The sequence below is a fragment of the Alcaligenes faecalis genome, from assembly GCF_002443155.1.
In the GTDB taxonomy this organism is placed as follows: Bacteria; Pseudomonadota; Gammaproteobacteria; order Burkholderiales; family Burkholderiaceae_B; genus Alcaligenes; species Alcaligenes faecalis.
This window is the reverse complement of record NZ_CP023667.1, coordinates 3775644-3794932: the sequence shown is the minus strand read 5'-3', so window position 1 is coordinate 3794932 and position 19289 is coordinate 3775644. Positions and strand designations below refer to the sequence as shown.

Below are 19289 nucleotides of genomic sequence, written 5' to 3'. Positions count from 1 at the left end.
AACATGCTGCATTAAATGCGCATCGGCATGACCACGTACTTGAAGTCTTCTTGCTCGGGCAGCGTCATCAACACAGAGGCGTTGGCATCGGGCTGCACAGACCAGCGGACTGTTTCGTCCTTGATGCTGGCCAACACATCGAGCAGGTAGCTGACGTTAAAGCCAACGTCCAGACTTTCGTGTTCATAATCAATATCCAGCTCTTCGACGGCTTCTTCCTGTTCAGCGTTGGAAGCAGAAATCTTCAGCTGGTTTTGCGACAGTTGCAGTCGCACGCCACGCAGTTTGTCGGTGGTCAGAATGGCAGCACGCTGCAGGCTGCCTTGCAGCACTTCACGGCTGACATCAAAGTGGCGGGTGTAGTTGGAAGGAATCACACGCGCAAAGTCGGGGAATTTGCCTTCAACCAGTTTGGAGACCAGCTCCACATCGCCAAAACGGAAACGGATCTGACGGCTGGACACGTCAATATTGACCAGATCGTCGGTATCGCCCAGCAGACGCTGCATTTCCAGCACGGTCTTGCGGGGCACGATGATGTCGTGACGTTCCTGCACGCCATCAATTGCAGTGGCATTATGAGCCAGACGGTGTCCGTCCGTGGTAACCGTACGTACCAGACCAGGCTCGAACACCAGCAACATACCGTTCAGGTAGTAGCGGATGTCCTGCTGGGCCATGGCAAAGTGCACCGTATTGAACAGGTGCTTCAAGGTACGCTGAGGCATGCTCAAGGACACGTCCCATTGCTCGGGCAGGTTCAGCACTGGAAAATCAGCGGCTTCCAGCGTCTGCAACTGAAAGCGACTCTTGCCGGACTGGATGGTCAGCTTGCCGCTGTCCAGGCCCAGGCGCACATCGCCAAAGTCGGGCAGGGCTTTCAGAATGTCCAGCAGCTTGCGGGCCGCCACGGTGGTGGCTGCATTGTCCTCACCCACGCCAAAGTCGGCATTGGTGGTGATCTGCACTTCCAGGTCAGTTGCCAGGAAAGAGACATCAGAGCCGTTTTTACGCAGCAGGATGTTGGCCAGAATCGGCAAAGTATGGCGGCGCTCCACAATGCCAACTACTGTGGATAAGGGCTTTAGCAATGCGTCGCGGGTAGCTTGAACGAGTTGCATGGTCATCCTTTGAGAGTTTGTTCCAGTACGTGTAATGCGTGATTCAGTTCGGCTTGCTTGGTGCGTGCATCCGAGATTTTGCGCACCGCGTGCAGCACCGTAGTGTGGTCCCTGCCACCGAAAAGATCGCCAATTTCCGGCAAACTCTTTTGGGTCAGTTCCTTGGCCAGATACATGGCCACCTGGCGCGGCATGGCGATATTGGCGGGGCGGCGCTTGGAGTACATATCCGCGACCTTGATTTTATAAAAATCGGCCACGGTTTTCTGAATATTTTCCACTGTGATCTGCCCATTGGAGACCGACAGCAAATCCTTCAGTGCGTCCTTGCACACTTCCACCGTCAGGACGTCGCGGCCATGGAAACGCGCATAGGCCGAAACCTTGCGCAGCGCCCCTTCCAGCTCGCGCACGTTGCTGCGCAGATGTTTGGCAATAAAGAAGGCCACTTCTTCGGGCATGGCAATGCCTTCAGCCTGGGCTTTGCGCAGCAAGATCGCCACGCGCATTTCCAGCTCGGGCGGCTCAATCGCCACGGTCAGGCCGGAGTCAAAGCGCGAGATCAGGCGGCTATCAATATTGGCCAGCTCTTTGGGATACGTATCCGAGGTGATGATGATCTGCTTGCGCTGGGCCACCATCGCTTCAAAGGCGTAGAAAAACTCTTCCTGCGTACGGTTCTTGCCGGCGAAAAACTGAATATCGTCAATCAGCAGCAAGTCCAGCGAATGGTAGTAGCGCTTGAACTCGTCAAACGCCTTGCGCTGGTACGCCTTGACCACGTCCGACACGTATTGGTCGGCATGGACATAGCGGACCCGCACACCATTGCCATTGGCGACCAGCGCATTGCCGATCGCGTGAATCAGGTGGGTCTTGCCCAAACCCACACCGCCATACAGAAAGAGCGGGTTATAGGAGACACCGGGGTTCTCGGCCACCTGCAAGGCCGCTGCGCGTGCCAGCTGGTTGGCTTTACCCGTCACGAAATTGTCGAAGGTCAGTTCGGCATTCAGGCGCGAACGATCCTGTACCGCATCCACCACCGCCGTCATGGCCGGGTTGGCAACGGGCGGGGCCAGGTTTTCACCGGCGGGGCTGCCTGCAGGCGCAGGAGCAGCACGATCGGCCAGGGCGCGACGCGGCGCCGCGCTGGCCGAAGGCAGCTCGAACTGAACCGTAACGGGACATTCGTAGAAATCCGAAGCCAGTTCCTCGATACGAGTGGCGAAATTCTTGCGGACCCAATCCAGTTTGAAACGATTAGGAGCAGAAACGCGCAACACCCCGGCTTCACTATCGAAGTCCAGGGGAACCAGTGGACGTATCCACGCACTTATTTGTTGGGGGGGAAGCTCCTGCTCCAATTTCTGAACGCAGGACTGCCAGAACTCATTCATCGGTCATCACTTCTGTAAACCTCGATTCTACCCTGAGCTGTGCCAAGTTATCCACAGGCTAACAAATTTAGTTGCGCAATATCGGGCTAAATAATTGACACAACAGAAAGAATTTGCTGAAATGACGGGCTTAACACGATTTTCTGTTGCCAGATCCCAAGCCTTTGTGCTGTCGGGGTGGAGCTTTTCTGCGATTTCTGGCGGCTCATTTTTTTGGATACACCATGAAACGCACCTACCAACCCTCCGTTACCCGTCGCAAGCGCACCCACGGTTTTCGCGTTCGCATGAAAACTCGCGGTGGCCGCGCTGTTTTGAACGCACGTCGCGCCAAAGGTCGCAAACGTCTGGCTGTATAAGCCATGTCGGGATGCGGGGCCCAGGGTGATGGATCTATTATCTAAAGCCCGACTCCCACGATACGCATCATGCGTGCCTCCTTTCCAGCTACGGCTCGCTTACATAGCCCCACCGAATACGCGCAGTCATTAAAAGGACAGCGTGTAGGTCGCGGGGCTTTGTTCGTGGTCACTCGCTCTCGTGGCGAGGACCCACACCAGACCGAAGGAGCCCGTTTGGGACTGATCGTCCCCAAGCGCTTTGCCAACCGCGCCGTCACCCGCAACACCATCAAACGTATCTTGCGTGAAACCTTCCGCCACAAACGCGAAGGCTTGCCCAATGCCGCCTATGTCTTTAGGCTGCACAGCAAGGTGCCCCTGGTGTCGCTGACTGTCTTGAAGCAACTGGTTCGCGATGAAGCCACCACCTTGTTGTCCAGGGTACGGCCATGATGCGCAAACTGGCTTCGGCGCCGATCCGCTTTTACCAGTTTTTTCTGAGTCCCTGGATCGGCAGAAACTGCCGCTTTACCCCCAGCTGCTCCAACTATGCCTTGCAGGCCATTGACATTCATGGCCCGCTCAAAGGCTTATGGCTAGGGGGTGTACGCATCTGCCGCTGCAATCCCTGGTGCAAGGGAGGGCATGATCCTGTGCCCGCTCGCACGCCCGAAGACCGCAACACTTTCTAAAACCGTCCTGGTCTGCGCCTTGTTTTTCAAGGCAACCCCCTGTTTGCCGACCAGCTACGTTAAACTGCTAAGCTTTTGCTCAGCTTTATAAATGTGATACAGGCGCTATGGATATCCGACGCACCATCCTATGGATGATCTTCTCCTTTGCACTGCTGCTGCTGTGGAACAACTGGCAGGAATATAACGGCAAGCCATCGCTGTTCGCTTCCACCCCAGCCACCACACAAGCACCAGCAGCCTCCGACGAACCTGCCGCAAATGGTGGTGTTCCCGCTGCTCAAGAGCCGACTGCGTCTGCTGCCTTGCCCTCGAGCAACAGCGCGGTGTCCGCCACAGCGCAAACCATCGACATCACCACAGACGTCTACAAGCTGGGCTTTAGCACCGAAGGTGCCCAGCTGATCAAGGCCGAGCTGTTGAAGTACGGTTCGCCCGAGAACCCCGAGCAGCCCATGGTGCTGCTGGATAACTCGCCCGCCTCCACCTACCTGGCTCAGTCCGGTATTGTAGGTGCCGCCGGCCAGAACCTGCCCAACCACCTGACCCCGTTCACCCTGGTCTCCAGCCAGCGCAGCATGACGGGCGATACGCTGGACGTCGTGTTTGAAGCCACTTCGGACGACGTGAAGGTCACCAAGACCTACACGCTGCACAAGGGCCGCTACGACATCCAGGTTCGCCACGACATCCAGAACAATACCGGCTCGGCCATTGACCCGCGCCTGTACCTGCAACTGACTCGCGACGGCAACAACCCACCCGACTCTTCCCGCCTGTACAGCACCTTTACCGGTCCTGTGGTCTATTCCAGCGGCGACAAGTTCCAGAAGATCACCTTCTCGGACATCGACAAGAACAAGGCCGCCTACGCTCGCAGCGTGGATAACGGCTGGATCGGCATGGTGCAGCATTACTTTGCAACCGCCTGGGTTCCTGCCCAGGACCTGCAACGCACCAATGAGATCCTGAAGCTGGGCAACAATCTGTACGCCGTGCGCACGCTGGAACCGGTCGGTTCGATCGCCGCTGGCCAGAGCAAGGCTGTGGACGCTGCCCTGTGGGTAGGCCCGCAAGACCAGAAAGCCATGTCGCAACTGGCTACCGGTCTGGATCTGGTGGTGGACTACGGCTGGCTGACCATCATCTCCAAGCCCTTGTTCAAGCTGCTGACCTGGCTGCATTCCCTGCTGGGTAACTGGGGCTGGGCCATTGTGGCGCTGACCGTGCTGATCAAGCTGGTGTTTTTCCCGCTGTCGGCTGCCAGCTACCGCTCCATGGCCAAGATGAAGCAATTTGCTCCACGCATGCAAGCCCTGCGCGAGAAGTTCGGCGACGACAAGGCCAAGCTGAACGCCGCCATGATGGAGATGTACCGCACCGAGAAGATCAACCCGCTGGGTGGTTGTTTGCCCATGCTGGTTCAGATCCCTGTGTTCATTGCGCTGTACTGGGTGCTGCTGGGCAGCGTCGAGATGCGCGGTGCACCCTGGATTCTGTGGATTCACGACTTGGCCGCACGCGACCCATGGATGATTCTGCCCGCCATCATGATGGGTACCATGTTCCTGCAGATCAAGCTGAACCCAACGCCACCTGATCCAATGCAAGCCAAAGTCATGATGCTGATGCCTCTGGTCTTTGGTGGCATGATGTTCTTCTTCCCCGCCGGTCTGGTTCTGTACTGGTGCGTGAACAACATCCTGTCCATTGCCCAGCAGCGCTACATCATGGTGCAGATCGAAAAGAACAGCGCGAAAGCAGCCAACAGCTAATTCGCTCTGACACAAAAAACCCCGCTACGTTTAGCGGGGTTTTTTTATGCCTGTTATCTACCCGATTGCACTAAACGCTACTGCCCGCCAATAATGCCTTGTCCCCCAGCGCTTAAAGACTATGTGCACACATTTATTAGCTTTTCCTCTCTGTCCCGATCGTAGAAATTTCATTTTCTGTGTTTCTACTTACCGCTATGATCGGGATGAAAACCCCTTTCAATAGCAAAAAGCTATTCGTTCGCTAAAATCATTTGATTTAACTATTTCGACCAAGGCAAGTAGACTGATCTCAACTTCTTAAAACGACCCGCCCCACTCGGTTCGGGTCAGCTTCAACGGAGAATCACAATGAGCAACAAAACCCTGACGACCGCCGCTGGCCGCCCAGTTGAGGAGAACCAGAACTCCATGACGGCAGGCCCTCGTGGTCCCGTCCTGATGCAGGATTATTGGCTGCTGGAGAAGCTGGCTCACTTTGACCGTGAACGCATCCCCGAGCGCGTGGTGCACGCCAAGGGTTCGGGCGCTTTCGGTACCTTTACCGTCACGCACGACATCACGCAGTACAGCATGGCCAAGGTCTTCAAGCCAGGCAGCCAGACCCCCGTTTTCTTACGTTTTTCCACCGTAGCTGGTGAAGCAGGAGCCGCCGATGCAGAACGCGACGTTCGAGGATTTGCCCTCAAATTCTATACAGAAGACGGAAACTGGGACCTCGTGGGCAATAACACTCCTGTCTTCTTTATACGGGATCCACTGAAGTTCCCCGACTTCATCCACACACAGAAACGCGACCCGCGCAGCCACCTGCGCAACATGAGCGCTGCCTGGGATTTCTGGTCCCTGTCGCCCGAATCCTTGCACCAGGTCACCATCCTGATGAGCGACCGCGGCTTGCCCTGTAACCTGCGCCAGCAGCACGGCTTTGGTTCGCACACCTATAGCCTGATCAACGACAAGGGCCAGCGCCACTGGGTGAAGTTCCACTTCAAATCCCAGCAAGGCATTGCCAACTACACCAACGAAGAAGCCGCCAAAGTCGTAGGCCAGGACCGCGAGAGCTCGCAGCGCGATCTGTACGAAAACATTGAAAAGGGCAACTTCCCACGCTGGGCGCTGCGCATTCAGATCATGACCGAAGAGCAGGCGCGCACCTACCACATCAACCCCTTTGACGTGACCAAGGTCTGGCCACATGGCGACTTCCCGCTGATCGATGTGGGCATGCTGGAACTGAACGAGAACCCCACCAACTACTTCGCCCAAGTGGAGCAAGCCGCCTTTACACCAGCCAACCTGGTGCCTGGTATTGGCCACTCGCCCGACCGCATGCTGCAAGGCCGTATCTTTTCCTACGGCGACACCCAGCGCTACCGTCTGGGCGTGAACCACGGCCTGCTGCCGGTGAACGCACCACGTTGTCCGTTCCACAGCTACCATCGCGATGGCGCCATGCGTACTGGCGACAATAACGGCGGCACGATCAACTACGAGCCCAACAGCCAGGGTGAATGGCAACAGGCTCCCCGCAGCGAACCACCTCTGGCGCTGGACGGCCAGCCGGCAAATCACTGGGATCACCGCGTAGACGATGATTACTACTCGCAGCCCGGCAATCTGTTCCGCCTGTTCAACGACGAGGAAAAGCAACGTCTGTTCAGCAATATTGCCGACGCCATGGCGGGTGTTCCCAAGGAAATCATCGAACGTCAGCTGGGCCACTTCACCAAGGCAGACCCTGCCTACGGTGCAGGTGTTAAAGCAGAACTGACAAAACGCGGTCAGCTTTAAACCCTGACCGGGCTGTTTAAGCCATCAAAGAATCGGCTCCCCATCTACAATCGGAGAGCCGATTTTTTTTGCACTGGCCCTGCGTTTTCCTATCGAGCCCCACCATGAAATTTGGCTACACCATCATCTACGTTCCCGACGTCGGCCAGGCACTGGATTATTTCAACCGCGCGTTTGGCCTGACCACCAAAATGCTGCATGAAACCGGCTTGTACGGTGAGCTGGAAACCGGTCAAACCACCTTGGCCTTTGCAGCGGAAATGCTGGCCTACATGAACTACCCCAAAGGGCATTTGTCCGCTCACGCCTCAGACTTGCCCCTGGCCATTGAAATCGCCCTGGTCTGCGACGATGTGCCCGCAGCTCATGCCAAGGCGTTGGCGGAAGGCGGCACGGAACTGGCACCACCACAGAACAAGCCATGGGGGCAGATGGTGTCTTATGTGCAGACGCCAGAGCGTGTTGTGGTGGAGTTGTGTACGCCGGTTAAATAAATGAAAACGCCAGCAACATTTGCTGGCGTCGGCCCTGATGGCGAGACAGGAAAAGTGTCATTTTAAAGTAGGGAGTTCGACAGGGTCCCTGGTCGGCATGCAGGCGCCGGGTTCAAGCCTTGCCAGGCAAAACAACGGGTGCAGCCAGCAAACCAGCGGAGACAAAGGCAATGATCTGCTCAAGAATCTCGTCGGTATTGTTGGGGTCACAGATACCTGGCGCCAGCTCTTCCAGCCGGTGGGTATCGGAGAAGGCATACATATAGGCCCCAATCATCAGGACCACACGCCAGTACACGTCCTTGGCCTGCAGCTCGGGCAGTATTTCTTCCAGAATCTGCACATACGCACGGGTTGAGCCGTCGTAGGCTTCATTACGCAGCTTGTAGGAAATCTCGGCCGGCTCGGTGTGCAAACGTGCTTGCAGTCGCAAGAAGCGTCGCCCTCCGGGTGTCTCGCGCAAGGCGATCGTGGGTGCCAGAAAAGCGCGCACCACATCATCGACCAGGACCTTGCCCTCTTGATCGCGCAAGGCATGCAAGCGCCGTAGACGCTCATCGGAAATGGTTTTGCCTCGGCGGATGAACACGGCCTCAAACAGGCCGTACTTGGAACCAAAGTAGTAGTTGATCAAGGCTTGGGTCACAGCCGCCTTTTGGGCAATGACGCGCAATGTGGTCCCGGCATAGCCAGTCTCGGAAAACTCTTCCTCGGCGGCGTCCAGAATTCGCTCTGACGTGTTGTCACCTACCCCTTCCGGGCGTCCAGGCTTATCTCGCTTGACCCAGGAGCTATCCGACGACAAAGTTACACGGCCCATATTTGCCTCAAAATTTGATTCATTCTTATCTACCAGCTAAGCCAGATTGGCGACGCGACGCCGCGCCCGATGCACGGAACCGTTACGTGTGGCCCAACGCAAGACGCCAGCAACGCTGTTCACCACCTTGCGACGCCACCACATGGATATAGCGCTGGGGCGATGCTCAAAACAACGTTGAGCCCACTCTGGCAACATATCCAATGCCGCTAACAGGAACACCCTGGCAACCCAAGCCTTGGGCCCCTTAAACAGGGTATGTGAAGACATTAAAATTGTAGCCACTTCCCGGGTTCGCGCATCAACCCGTAATTGCGGACCGGCCTGGGCAAACAGCGCCCTCAAGCTTGCCGCATCCATGACCAGGCCATCCGCCCCCAGCAACACGGCAACTTTCGAGTATTGTGCAACATAGCGATCCTGCTGCTCTGGCGCCAGTCTGGCATTACGCCAGCGCATATGGGATTGCAGAAAACAGTAGGCCTGCGTGTGATGCACCCAACGCAGCAACTCCGGGTCATTGGCATCGTAAGGCGTGCCATCCGGCAAATACCCGTGAACGTGCTCGTGCACCCGCCGTACCTGATCAATGCAACGCTCAGCCTGCTCCGTACCCGCATAACTGACTGCCGAGATGAACTGCGCCGTTCGACTCAAGCGCCCCTGCATATCCTGACGAAAGCGGGAATGATCCCAGACCCCCGCCAATACCTTCGGGTCCAGCATCTGCAAACACAGTGCAGAAATCCCCCCCAACATCATGGAAGTGAAGTCTGCATGCACTTCCCACACAGCCGACTGTGGGCCAAACAAGCCGGGGTCGCCCGCGGGCGTCGTAAAGTCTACCGGGCTGCCGTGCAGACCGGTAATGATGTGAATCTGGTTCTCCACATACTGACGTATCGACAACAAGACGCTTCCCCCGGCCCTAGCCATTAAACCTGTAATGCTTTCGGCTGAAAGTCAGTAGCATTATATGAATAAACCCAGTCCGTCTTGATGCCGCCCGCATGCGGGTTTTTCTTCTGCTGCTCACGGTATTCGGCATCACGCTTGGCCTTGGCTTCGCTATCGGACAGGTGATAGGTGCGGCCGCGCTCACGCGCTTCCAATTGCACACGGCTGGTACGTGGCAAGCGTTCTGCTTCATAAAGCGACAAGGCGGTGTCCAGATCATCTGGCAAAGCGGCTAGCGCAACCGCCAACACGTAGGCGTCCTCGATAGCCATTGCCGCGCCCTGAGACAGGAAGGGCAGCATCGGATGCGCCGCATCGCCCAGCAAAGTCACACGGCCTGCCGACCATTTGGTCATAGGGTCACGATCAAACAATCCCCAGCGATAGACATCCGTCACGCGCTCGAACAGCTTGACGATATTGGGGTGCCAATCCTTGAAGTCCTGCAGCATTTCCTGCTGGGTGCTGCGCGCATTCCAGGACTCTTCCACCCAGCTGGCTGTTTCATTCACCGCCACAATATTGACGGCCTTGCCGCCGTTCACGTAATAGGTCACCACGTGGCTTTTAGGACCCAGCCAGAAGGAAGACTCAGGTGCGACGAAATCAGGCATTTCATCAAAGGGCACAACGGCCCGGTAGCACATATTGCCGGTGAACTTGGGTTCCTCCTCCCCGAAGATGGAACGACGTACTTCCGAACGTACACCATCAGCCCCCACAATCAGATCAGCCTCAAAGCTAGATCCGTCAGCAAAATGTGCCACCGCCTTGCCACCTTGCTGCGACACCCCGGTGCACTGCGTGTTGAAGGTGACCGTTGTTGTATCCAGAAGCTCGGTCAGCAAATGATGCAGGTCCGCGCGATGCACGTGAAAGAACTCTGCCCCATACAGCTTCGGGCAGTCGCTCTTTAAAGGGATACGGAAGCTTTCCTCTCCACTGGACCAATCACGCCCCACCAAAGCCTCGGGCAAGAAACCCACCTTGGCCAGCGCATCGTGGGCACCTAAAGCGTTGAGCACCTTGACGGCATTCGGAGTCATTTGAATCCCGGCACCCACCTCTCCAAAGGCGGCTGCACGCTCAAACAAATGGACTTCGATGCCGCGTTGCTCCAGGGCTGCTGCCAAAGTCACGCCACCAATACCACCGCCTATCACACCTACTTTCAACGTTTTTTTCATGCTGTACATCCTCGGTGTTTGGGCCCTGAGAAGCCCAAACCTCCCCAATTAATTAAACAAATAAATAATAAATATGCAAAAAAACTGATAAGCCTAGATCACCAGCAAAGGACGCAAGTCTGCATACGGACGAACCTCGCCGTACTTCTGTTGAATATCAAACAGGCTCGCGTCGTGCGGCTCCTTGGCTCGGTCCCCCACGCAATCTGCCAGGACAAAAGGGCGCAAGCCGCAGGACATGGCATCCACGACGGAAGCACGTACGCACCCGCTGGTCGTTGCGCCAGCAATCAGCAAGGTCTGCACCGCCCGCCCTGCAAACCAGGCAGCCAAGGCAGTACCAAAGAAGGCCGATGGAACCGTTTTACGCACGACCAGTTCACCCGGTGCTGGCTTCAAGGCATCGACAATGGCACTAGCTGGATTGTGCTCTCGCAGCTGCACCAAACCGGGGACTTTCAGGCCGAATACATTACGGTCGGCACTGTCATCGGCAAAGACGATGCGGCTGTGCGCCACCGGCCAGTTCTGTGCCCGCGCATCCGCCAGAACCATGCGCGTTTGCTCAATGGCTTCCAGAATATTTCCACCACCAAATGCTTGAGGGTCGGCAAAACCGTTAACGAAATCCACAATTAACAGCCCGACATTGCCTTCAAGCTCCAGCCCTTGCCCAAATCCCTGTCGCTCGTAAACACTCTGGCTGCTCATGCCAACTCCTCCACAAGCTTGCCCTCCCGAACGGTCTCGCGACCATCTACGGTCACGGTGCAAGCACGCAGCGGAATATCGATGTGGCAAGCCGTCGTGCGGTCGCCCCCGACCTCATTATTGGGGCCAAAAGAGAACAAGAAATTGCCCGCATAGGCACGGGCATCCATGCCCAAGGTTTGCTCTTTGTCGTAAAGGCCAAGCGTGGACCAGTGAGCACGGGGCTGCAAACCCCAGCCTATGTGGGACATGGCGTAAGCCTCAGGATCATTGAATGAGGCCATGTATTCACGCAGCAGCTCGGCATCCAACCCACCTTCAATCGAGGTCACTACACCGTTCTCGACTGTCATGGTGATCGGGTCAGCCGCATAGGACTTCATGGGCAACAAGATGTCGCCACGATCAATCACGATGCGGCCATGAGCCTGACCTTCGTTTGGCCAAGTCAGGATAAAACCGCTGGGCCAGTGATCCCAGCGCCCCGGCTCATCCACAAAGCCGTATTCCTTTACTACCGGGTACTGCCCCAAAGGCATGACCAGATCCGTACCTGCCCTGGACGTGGCCCGCATTTCACGAGCGCCCTGTAGCACCTGTGCCGAACGCTCCACACGTTCCTTATCCTGCAAGGATGGCACCATACGCACCAGCACCTCGGGCGGTTCGGCTGCCAAGAGAATTTTGGTGCCCGACTTCAAAATCTCATGCTGTTCGGGAGAGAACAGCAAGGTCATCAGATCCAGCACCAAATCACTCGCCTTGAGGGCGGCAATCGCTGCTGGATTACCCGTCAGCGGAGTCGTGCCCAAGTAAGCCAGAAGGTCGCGGCTCAATGCTTTTTCTGCGTTTACAGGCAGCAAGTCCACCTGCATCTGGGTTGCCCCCAAAGATGCCACGGCCAGTTTGGCGGTAGCCAAGGTTTGAGGATGAGTATGCAAACTGGTCAGAATGGTGACCATCTGCCCCGGCTTCACTCCAGAAAGACTCAGCACCTCATTCCAGGCCTGAACCATTTGATGATCAGATACAGCCATCTTCCACTCCTGTTTCTTGTTAAAAGGTAAGGCCCAGAAAGGTGCCCAATGCGCGATAAAAGCCTTCCTCGTCGTCCCAGGGGATCATGTGCCCAGCGTCTGGTACACGTAAGATCTGCAAGTCAGGCTTCAAGGACTGCGCCTCTTTACTATCCTCATCGCGAATGACATCCCCCTTGCCCGCCACCATCAGGGCCACCTTCCAGTCATTGAGCTGGCTAAAGTCCGGGAACGCATCGTCGGTGTGGAACCACTCGTAGCTGTCCGTCACCGCGCGCACATCGCAGGTGTGCAGCCACTGGGCGCGCAGCGCCAGTTGCTCGGGAGTCCAGGTCGGGCAAAACTGCCGCATCTGCTCGGCGCTCATACCTTGTTGAGCCTGTGCAATGGAATCGGTGTACCAGGCGATATTCGCCGGATAGGGGCGTCGCCCTGGGCCGGACACTGGCGGATCCACCAGCACCATGGCGGCCCCCTTGGCCAAGCCTCGGCTGGCCGCACGCAACAGAATGCGCGCCCCCATGGAGTGCCCCACATAAATGGGCGACTCCAGTGCCAGCTCCCGAACGAACTCGCACAGATCATCCGCGCAAGCATTCACGCCGTAATCCAGATCTGTGCCTGCTTGAGAAAGACCACGACCACGTACATCAAGCACATACACATCAAAATGCAGGGCCAGACGCTCTGCCACAAAGCCCCAGGTGGGAGCAGGGCTGGTGATACCCGGCACCAGCACCAAGGCAGGTCCGGGACCGGCATAACGCAAGTAGTGCTGCCGTATGCCATTGGCGTGAACATGGGCGCCGTAACTAAGGCGCGATGGGAGTTCAGTCGTCTTGTTCATGCTCATCATCAGCCTCCCAGGTAAGCACTCAATAGTTCAGGATCTTTCAGCATGCTGGCGCTGTCTTTCTCTGCAATAACACGCCCTGTCTCCAACACATAGGCTCGACTGGCTACGTTCAGCGCGTTATGCACGTTCTGTTCCACTACCAGAATGGACACGCCATGCTCACTGATGTCCCGCACCACCTGGAAGACCTCCAAAGCCATCTTGGGGCTGAGCCCCAAGGAGGGCTCGTCCAGAATCAACAGCTCCGGTTCTGACATCAATGCCCGAGCAATCGCCAGCATCTGCTGCTCCCCGCCGCTAAGCGTGCCTGCCAGTTGCCTGTATCGCTCTTTCAGGCGCGGGAAGCGATGAAAAGCAATGCCTTTACGCCGCTCCACTTCAGTCTTGGACTTGATCAGGTAAGCGCCCAGATCCAGATTGTCTTCAACGGTCATTTCAGGCCACACATGCCGTTCTTCAGGGCAGTGAGCCAAGCCCAGCTTCAGAATATGCTCAGGGCTGCGACCACTGATCACTTGTCCTTTCCAGGTGATCTGGCCGGAAGTAGGGCGAATCAGGCCGGAGATTGCCCGGAGCGTGGTGGATTTTCCGGCGCCATTGGCTCCCAGAATGGCCACAACTTCACCAGGCTGTACATGCAAGCTGACGCCATGCAGGGCCGTCAAATTGCCATAACCCGCCACCACATCCTGCAAAGCCAATAGAGGTTCAATGTCCTGTCTACTCATGCCGCTTTCCCCATATAGGCTTCCAACACTTGCTCATTGGCCTGAATTTCTGCCGGTGTTCCCGTTGCCAGTTTTTTGCCAAAGTTCATGACCACGATCTGGTCAGATACACGCATAATCAGACCCATGTTGTGCTCTACCAGCAAAATGGACTCCACCCACTGCCCAGGCAGCTGTTTGAGCAGGTCGGCCAAGCCTTCTGCTTCATGTGTATTAAGTCCGGCGGCTGGCTCATCCAGCATCAACAATCTGGGTTTAGCACCAAGAGCAACGCCCACCTCCAGCAGTCGCAACTCGCCACAAGACAAGGAGCTGGCCAGGACATCAGCACGCTTGGCCAAGCCAATCTGATCGAGAATACGACGGGCCGAGACGATGATTTCCTGTTCGGTTTTTGCCTGCTCTTTGCTAGGCCAGAAAGTGCGCCACAAGGGTGCCCGATCAGCCAAATAATGGGCATGGACCAAATTGTCGAAAACACTCAGAGCCCGCAGCACATTAGTCTTTTGAAAAGTGCGAATGACGCCCTGCTGTGCCATGCGATACGGCTTGCTGGCCGTGACCTCTTTGCCATCCCATAACACCCGCCCACGAGTAGGCTGATAAAAGCCGGTGATAAGGTTGAAGCACGTTGTTTTGCCAGCCCCATTGGGCCCGATCAAGCTGACGATTTGCCCGGCAGGAACGGTGAAATCAATATCCTGAACCGCATGAATACCGCCAAAGGATTTGCTGAGACCGCACACTTCAAGCATGACGCGTCCTCCCAAATAAATGATGAAAACGCTGCTGCACAAATCCCATGATTCCATCCGGTGCAAACAGCACCGAAGCCATGACGATCAGTCCAAATAAGGACAGACGCAACTCCTTGAATTCGCGCAAATACTCTTCCAGCAAGGCCACCACAATGGCCCCTGCAATAGGCCCCAGCAAGGTGCCTTTACCGCCCAGCAAAACGATAATGATCATGGTCGCGGTAAACGGAAAACCGAAAACTTCCGGCCCTACAAAACTGATGTAGCTGGCGTAGTAAGCCCCGGCAATCCCGGCCAGAAAGGCCGCCACCACAAAGACAAACTGCGAGTAGCGAAAAGGATCAATACCGACCGATTGCGCCACGTAGTTGTTCTCTCGCAGAGTGACGGCAGCACGGCCCGCACTGGAATGCACCAGGCGGTAGCAGATGTAGAAAGTGATGGCGGCCAGCACAATGCCCATCACCACAAAACCCCGCTTGCCGGCCAGCCAAGGTGAGATATCCAGCAGGGCGGGATGAGCCACACCCGAGATACCCATCGGACCATTGGTCAGCTCCACCCAGTTATTGGCCAGCAGACGCAAGACCTCGGCAAAGGCCAGCGTCACGATGACAAAGAAGGGCCCATTCAAACGCAAAGTCACACGCCCAATCACGTAGCCGGCTGCCGCAGCAATCAAGGCCGCCGCTGCAATCGTGATCGTGACGGGCCAACCCACTGCAGGTGAACTCAAAATCGCGACCGAGTACGCCCCCAGGCCGAAAAATGCCACGTGCCCCAGCGGGAACTCCCCCACATAGCCAATAATCAAATTGAGGCTGCTGGCCAGCACGCTATACATCAGCACCAACACCAGGATATGCAGCAAATAATCGTTCTGCACAAAACAAGCGAGCAACGCCGACAAGACCAGGAAGCCCACCATAAAGTGACGTTCTATTTTCATTTACGCGCGCTCCGCTCGAACCGAAAACAAGCCATAGGGGCGGAAGAACAGAATCAAGATAACCAGGGCAAAGCCCACCATGTCCGCCGTCCCCGTTTGCACATAACCTCCCCACAGCGCTTCTGCCACGCCCAGGATCAAGCCACCCAGAATGGCACCACCGAAATTGCCCATCCCGCCCAGAATGACCACCACAAAGGCCTTCAAACTGATCAGGCCACCGATCGAAGCCTGCGCGACATAAATGGAGCTGAGCAACATGCCCGAGGTTGCCGCCAGAACCACACCCAAGGCGAAAGTGGAGGCGTAAATCGTGGCGGTATTGATACCGACCAGACTGGCCGCCGTCGAATCCTGGAACGTGGCCCGCATGGCTTTACCCAAGCGGGTTTTCTGGATCAGAAGGCGTGCGCCGACGATGGCCGCAATAGACATCCCGATCGCAAAAACGCGCACCTCGGTGATGAATATCGGTCCCAAAAACAGGGGAGTATTAGGCACCGGCGCCACCACTTTCAGAGGTGCCGTACCCACGATCATCAGAGCGGTATTCGTCAGGAAAATCGACAAACCGATAGTCAGCAAAATGCCAGGCTCCGGGCCCTTGTCCCGGATACGGGCAATCAGGAAGCGATCCATCAGCCAACCAAACACCGCGACGATCACCATGACCAGCGCCAGGCCCACAAAGAAGTTCAGCTCCAGTTGCTGGGTCACCAACCATCCCAGCAGGCCACCGATCATGTAGAACTCGCCATGGGCAAAGTTCACCAATCGCATCAAGCCAAAAATCAGGGTCAGACCCAGGGCCGACAACGCGTAGAACGTCCCGTTCACCAGTCCATTGGCAATGAACTGCAGCAATAAATCAAACACAATGCCCCCTCATCAAACGATAAAATCCGCAGCTCATCGTGCTCTTAGTCCGCCGTTACCTTTGCCTGAGCAACAATTTCCGGCTGCCCGCCTTGAAGCTTCACCAGCACGGCATCAAAGCCGTAGCCCTGGCGTTTTTCGTTGAATTTGAAGTTGCCATTGGGGCCGTTGTAATCAGTGGCCGGCAGCGCCAGACGAATCTTGTCCGGATCGGCTTCCCCTGCGCGTTCGATCGCGTCCATGATGATGTTCATCGCGTTATAGCCAGCCACCGAATACTTGCCGGGCAGCTCGCCATACTCTTTCTGATAGGACTGCACGAACTCCAGATTTTCGGGACGCTGCAAAGTGTGGGCATAAGGAACGGCAGCATGAATGCCTTCTGATGCAGAGCCGGCCAGATTCACGAAGTCCGCCGTCGCCCAACTGCCCACGCCGAAAATCAGACTCTCCAGACCCACTTCCTTCATCTGTTTGACCAGAATCGAGCCGTCCTGAGTTTCGGCTGCCACAAAGACACCATCCGGTTTAGCGGCCCGTACCCGCGTCAACAAGGTGTAGAAATCCGTGGTGCCATGGTCGAAATACAGCTTTTGCACGGTTTCACCGCCCAGGGCTTCGATCTGGCTGGAGAACTCCTCCATGCCCCCCCGACCCCAGTCATCATTCACCCCGATGTAGGCGATTTTTTTCAGCTTGAGCTGCTCGACCAGAATCGTTGCGAAGGCATGGGCCAGCAAACCATCGGTTTCTGCGGTTCGGAAAAACCACTCATTGCCACGCTCGGTCAAATCACTTTTTGACGACACGCCCGAGAGCAGGGGCACTTTGTACTTTTGCGCCACGCTCATAGCCGCAATGGTGGCGGAGCTGCAAAAGGCGCCGGAAATAATTGGCACCTTGTCTTTCTGAATCAGTTTTTCAGCCGCGTTCACGGTTTTGGAGGGCTGGCATTCTCCATCCTCAATAGCCAGTTCAACCTGTTTGCCCAGGACCCCGCCACGAGCATTTCGCTCTTTGACAGCCAACTTGGAGCCATTCACATCAGCCTCCCCGTTGTAGGCCACCGACCCGGTCAAAGGCTGAATCACACCAATTTTGATGGTTTGCGCTTGCACGGCCCCCGCAGCACCCAGCGTCATGAGCAACCCCATCGTCAATATCGTCTTGCGCACCTTGTATCTCCTTCCTTGGTTTTTAATTAACTGATTGATTATTTCTAATTTGAAATATTATTAACTGACTAGCCAATAAATAAAATATAGGGAATTCCCTACAGACTTAAAATAATTTTTTATTGTTATCTATCAGTCACTTAATTGATTTTCAGTAGTTTTCACGGATGATTGGGCCCAGTCGAAACCTGTTTGCCAGCCCAATCTTGGTGGCAACATTCAAGTGCTCTTTGAAGGTATAGACCAGAGGTATTTCAGCTACCCACAGGCTGCCTACGAACCGAAAATTCGATGTCTCAGCACATAGATAACCAGCTCCCTTTTCGGGCTACGAGGCCTCTTTCTGATAAGGAAATGCCACCCAAAAGCTGGCCTCACACCAGACACAACCAACAGACTCTGAAAGTGCCGGTTCCCTTTTTGAAATCGCCATAAAAAAGCGGACCTGATTTGGCATCAGGCCCGCATTCCAGCTTTTCTGCGCTAACAAGTTTTGCCCTGTTAGCTGCGACTGGCCGTTGCTCTCCATGTTCCATAAGAACCGGGTCGAAACGCTAGTCTGCACTCATCGGGCTTGATGAAGATCGCCCATCACAAGCAGGCGCCTGCACCAACGCCCTGGGTTTCACTGCTGCAAATACCCCGATTCCTTGATGATGGGTCCCCAGGTATCCAGATCATCCTGAACAATGCGGGACAGTTCCTGAGCATCGCCTGACTCGGGTCGAAAGCCAATCGGCACAATCGCGCTTTCAATGCGTGGCAGCTTGGCCACTTCATTGAAGGCATCCTGGAACTGTTTGACCATCTCCGGCTCCATGCCCAGTGGGGCAAAAATCCCCATCCAGCCCGAAGCCTTCAGATCGCCGTAACCCATCTCTACAAAGGTAGGCACGTCCTTGAGGATAGGCAGACGCTCTTCACCCGTAATTCCCAGAACTCGCACCGAGCCAGCAGCAACGTGTTCGGTAATCATGCCCACAGCATCCACGCCGGCAGGGATATGGTCTCCCAGCAGGTCGTTGATCAAGGGTGCGCCCCCTTTGTAAGGCACGGGGGACATCTGGATATCGTTCTTCTTGGCGATGCTGTAGCCCATGAACTGGGGAGCGCTGCCAGGAGCAGGAATGCCATAGTGGCCGTACTTTTCCGGTTCCTTGCGCACCAGTTCCACGTACTCCTGCAAGGTATTGGCAGGCGTGGTTTTACCCACCACAAAGATATGTTCGAACTTGGCAATCACCGCCACCGGCGCAAAATCCTTCATGGGATCGTAGCTGACCGTTTTCACCGTCAGGGGCAGGGTGGTCATCATGTGATTATTGGCGACCAGCAGCACCGAGCCATCGGTAGGCGAGCGCAAAAAACCTTGAGCGGCAACCTGCCCACCCGCGCCTGCACGGTTATCCACCACCACATTCACACCCAGTTTTTCGCGCAATTGCTCGGCATACACCCGCGCGACGGCATCTGCTGTTCCACCAGCCGGATAGCCCACGACCAAACGTATGGTGTCCGGCAATTTGCTGGCAACAGACATGCCCGTTGCCAATGCCAACGCCGTTCCCAGCAAAACCTGCGCCCATTTCTTTTTCATTACTTGTCTCCCTACCTCTTG

Annotated in this window: 20 protein-coding genes; 6 read left to right on the top strand and 14 right to left on the bottom strand. The window is 55.9% G+C overall.

Translation table 11 applies throughout. The annotated features are described in order from the left end of the window. Positions 1-11: 11 nt before the first annotated feature. Both dnaN and dnaA read right to left on the bottom strand, forming a co-directional pair. Positions 12-1121 carry a DNA polymerase III subunit beta gene (gene dnaN / locus CPY64_RS17640; RefSeq protein ID WP_009461439.1) on the bottom strand — a complete coding sequence of 370 codons (1110 nt, stop codon included), beginning with the start codon at positions 1119-1121 and terminating at the stop codon, positions 12-14. Between the two features lie 2 nt (positions 1122-1123). Then, on the bottom strand, positions 1124-2521 hold the full coding sequence (gene dnaA, locus CPY64_RS17635; RefSeq protein ID WP_009461437.1) for a chromosomal replication initiator protein DnaA: 1398 nt from the start codon (positions 2519-2521) through the stop codon (positions 1124-1126). A 224-nt stretch (positions 2522-2745) separates the two neighbouring features. On the opposite strand from dnaA, the gene rpmH reads away from it, so the two are divergent. The 6 genes from rpmH to CPY64_RS17605 all read left to right on the top strand — a co-directional run bounded on the left by rpmH (position 2746) and on the right by CPY64_RS17605 (position 7617). Then, a complete protein-coding gene (gene rpmH, locus CPY64_RS17630; protein ID WP_003800771.1) occupies positions 2746-2880 on the top strand; it encodes a 50S ribosomal protein L34 in 135 nt (44 codons plus the stop codon). A 69-nt stretch (positions 2881-2949) separates the two neighbouring features. Then, positions 2950-3315 carry a ribonuclease P protein component gene (locus tag CPY64_RS17625; protein ID WP_042485108.1) on the top strand — a complete coding sequence of 122 codons (366 nt, stop codon included), beginning with the start codon at positions 2950-2952 and terminating at the stop codon, positions 3313-3315. After that, positions 3312-3554: a membrane protein insertion efficiency factor YidD gene (gene yidD / locus CPY64_RS17620; RefSeq protein ID WP_035269485.1), complete on the top strand. Its 243-nt coding sequence runs from the start codon at positions 3312-3314 to the stop codon at positions 3552-3554. Before CPY64_RS17625 ends, yidD begins: the two co-directional genes overlap by 4 nt. A 107-nt stretch (positions 3555-3661) precedes the next feature. Then, entirely contained in the window at positions 3662-5329 is a 1668-nt protein-coding gene (gene yidC, locus CPY64_RS17615; RefSeq protein WP_042485111.1) for a membrane protein insertase YidC, read from the top strand. 351 nt (positions 5330-5680) lie between these two features. Beyond that, complete coding sequence (locus tag CPY64_RS17610) at positions 5681-7123, top strand: catalase (RefSeq protein ID WP_042485114.1); 1443 nt, start codon at positions 5681-5683, stop codon at positions 7121-7123. A gap of 104 nt (positions 7124-7227) precedes the next feature. Then, positions 7228-7617, top strand: a complete 390-nt coding sequence (locus CPY64_RS17605) for a VOC family protein (protein ID WP_042485117.1) — start codon at positions 7228-7230, stop codon at positions 7615-7617. 112 nt (positions 7618-7729) lie between these two features. Here CPY64_RS17605 and CPY64_RS17600 read toward each other — a convergent pair whose 3' ends face one another. The 12 genes from CPY64_RS17600 to CPY64_RS17540 all read right to left on the bottom strand — a co-directional run bounded on the left by CPY64_RS17600 (position 7730) and on the right by CPY64_RS17540 (position 19268). Then, positions 7730-8437 (bottom strand): TetR/AcrR family transcriptional regulator, encoded by a 708-nt coding sequence (locus CPY64_RS17600; protein ID WP_035269502.1) that lies wholly within the window; start codon positions 8435-8437, stop codon positions 7730-7732. Positions 8438-8473: 36 nt separating this feature from the next. Further along, positions 8474-9349 carry an oxygenase MpaB family protein gene (locus CPY64_RS17595; protein ID WP_042485325.1) on the bottom strand — a complete coding sequence of 292 codons (876 nt, stop codon included), beginning with the start codon at positions 9347-9349 and terminating at the stop codon, positions 8474-8476. 23 nt (positions 9350-9372) lie between these two features. Next, complete coding sequence (locus CPY64_RS17590) at positions 9373-10581, bottom strand: FAD-dependent monooxygenase (protein ID WP_042485328.1); 1209 nt, start codon at positions 10579-10581, stop codon at positions 9373-9375. 93 nt (positions 10582-10674) lie between these two features. Beyond that, complete coding sequence (locus tag CPY64_RS17585) at positions 10675-11292, bottom strand: isochorismatase family protein (RefSeq protein WP_042485120.1); 618 nt, start codon at positions 11290-11292, stop codon at positions 10675-10677. Continuing rightward, on the bottom strand, positions 11289-12329 hold the full coding sequence (locus tag CPY64_RS17580) for a 2,5-dihydroxypyridine 5,6-dioxygenase NicX family protein (protein ID WP_042485123.1): 1041 nt from the start codon (positions 12327-12329) through the stop codon (positions 11289-11291). The genes CPY64_RS17585 and CPY64_RS17580 overlap by 4 nt, the downstream gene beginning before the upstream one ends. A 19-nt stretch (positions 12330-12348) precedes the next feature. Further along, entirely contained in the window at positions 12349-13176 is an 828-nt protein-coding gene (locus CPY64_RS17575; RefSeq protein ID WP_042485331.1) for an alpha/beta fold hydrolase, read from the bottom strand. Positions 13177-13184: 8 nt separating this feature from the next. Then, positions 13185-13913 carry an ABC transporter ATP-binding protein gene (locus tag CPY64_RS17570; protein WP_042485127.1) on the bottom strand — a complete coding sequence of 243 codons (729 nt, stop codon included), beginning with the start codon at positions 13911-13913 and terminating at the stop codon, positions 13185-13187. Further along, the gene (locus tag CPY64_RS17565) at positions 13910-14668 is read right to left on the bottom strand and encodes an ABC transporter ATP-binding protein (RefSeq protein ID WP_042485129.1); all 759 of its coding nucleotides are present in this window, start codon (positions 14666-14668) and stop codon (positions 13910-13912) included. Before CPY64_RS17565 ends, CPY64_RS17570 begins: the two co-directional genes overlap by 4 nt. After that, complete coding sequence (locus CPY64_RS17560; RefSeq protein ID WP_042485132.1) at positions 14661-15620, bottom strand: branched-chain amino acid ABC transporter permease; 960 nt, start codon at positions 15618-15620, stop codon at positions 14661-14663. Before CPY64_RS17560 ends, CPY64_RS17565 begins: the two co-directional genes overlap by 8 nt. Beyond that, entirely contained in the window at positions 15621-16496 is an 876-nt protein-coding gene (locus CPY64_RS17555; protein WP_042485136.1) for a branched-chain amino acid ABC transporter permease, read from the bottom strand. A gap of 44 nt (positions 16497-16540) precedes the next feature. Continuing rightward, positions 16541-17671, bottom strand: a complete 1131-nt coding sequence (locus tag CPY64_RS17550; RefSeq protein WP_226791423.1) for an ABC transporter substrate-binding protein — start codon at positions 17669-17671, stop codon at positions 16541-16543. A 625-nt stretch (positions 17672-18296) separates the two neighbouring features. Further along, positions 18297-19268: a tripartite tricarboxylate transporter substrate-binding protein gene (locus tag CPY64_RS17540; protein WP_042485145.1), complete on the bottom strand. Its 972-nt coding sequence runs from the start codon at positions 19266-19268 to the stop codon at positions 18297-18299. Positions 19269-19289 lie beyond the last annotated feature (21 nt).

What these genes read in the sequence shown, in the direction of transcription:
- dnaA (WP_009461437.1), bottom strand. Translation starts at nt 2,521, where the DNA reads ATGAATGAGTTCTGGCAGTCCTGCGTTCAGAAATTGGAGCAGGAGCTT.
- CPY64_RS17590 (WP_042485328.1), bottom strand. Translation starts at nt 10,581, where the DNA reads ATGAAAAAAACGTTGAAAGTAGGTGTGATAGGCGGTGGTATTGGTGGC.
- CPY64_RS17575 (WP_042485331.1), bottom strand. Translation starts at nt 13,176, where the DNA reads ATGAACAAGACGACTGAACTCCCATCGCGCCTTAGTTACGGCGCCCAT.
- CPY64_RS17565 (WP_042485129.1), bottom strand. Translation starts at nt 14,668, where the DNA reads ATGCTTGAAGTGTGCGGTCTCAGCAAATCCTTTGGCGGTATTCATGCG.
- CPY64_RS17605 (WP_042485117.1), top strand. Translation starts at nt 7,228, where the DNA reads ATGAAATTTGGCTACACCATCATCTACGTTCCCGACGTCGGCCAGGCA.
- CPY64_RS17610 (WP_042485114.1), top strand. Translation starts at nt 5,681, where the DNA reads ATGAGCAACAAAACCCTGACGACCGCCGCTGGCCGCCCAGTTGAGGAG.
- CPY64_RS17540 (WP_042485145.1), bottom strand. Translation starts at nt 19,268, where the DNA reads ATGAAAAAGAAATGGGCGCAGGTTTTGCTGGGAACGGCGTTGGCATTG.
- dnaN (WP_009461439.1), bottom strand. Translation starts at nt 1,121, where the DNA reads ATGCAACTCGTTCAAGCTACCCGCGACGCATTGCTAAAGCCCTTATCC.
- CPY64_RS17580 (WP_042485123.1), bottom strand. Translation starts at nt 12,329, where the DNA reads ATGGCTGTATCTGATCATCAAATGGTTCAGGCCTGGAATGAGGTGCTG.
- yidC (WP_042485111.1), top strand. Translation starts at nt 3,662, where the DNA reads ATGGATATCCGACGCACCATCCTATGGATGATCTTCTCCTTTGCACTG.
- CPY64_RS17560 (WP_042485132.1), bottom strand. Translation starts at nt 15,620, where the DNA reads ATGAAAATAGAACGTCACTTTATGGTGGGCTTCCTGGTCTTGTCGGCG.
- CPY64_RS17625 (WP_042485108.1), top strand. Translation starts at nt 2,950, where the DNA reads ATGCGTGCCTCCTTTCCAGCTACGGCTCGCTTACATAGCCCCACCGAA.
- CPY64_RS17585 (WP_042485120.1), bottom strand. Translation starts at nt 11,292, where the DNA reads ATGAGCAGCCAGAGTGTTTACGAGCGACAGGGATTTGGGCAAGGGCTG.
- CPY64_RS17600 (WP_035269502.1), bottom strand. Translation starts at nt 8,437, where the DNA reads ATGGGCCGTGTAACTTTGTCGTCGGATAGCTCCTGGGTCAAGCGAGAT.
- yidD (WP_035269485.1), top strand. Translation starts at nt 3,312, where the DNA reads ATGATGCGCAAACTGGCTTCGGCGCCGATCCGCTTTTACCAGTTTTTT.
- rpmH (WP_003800771.1), top strand. Translation starts at nt 2,746, where the DNA reads ATGAAACGCACCTACCAACCCTCCGTTACCCGTCGCAAGCGCACCCAC.
- CPY64_RS17570 (WP_042485127.1), bottom strand. Translation starts at nt 13,913, where the DNA reads ATGAGTAGACAGGACATTGAACCTCTATTGGCTTTGCAGGATGTGGTG.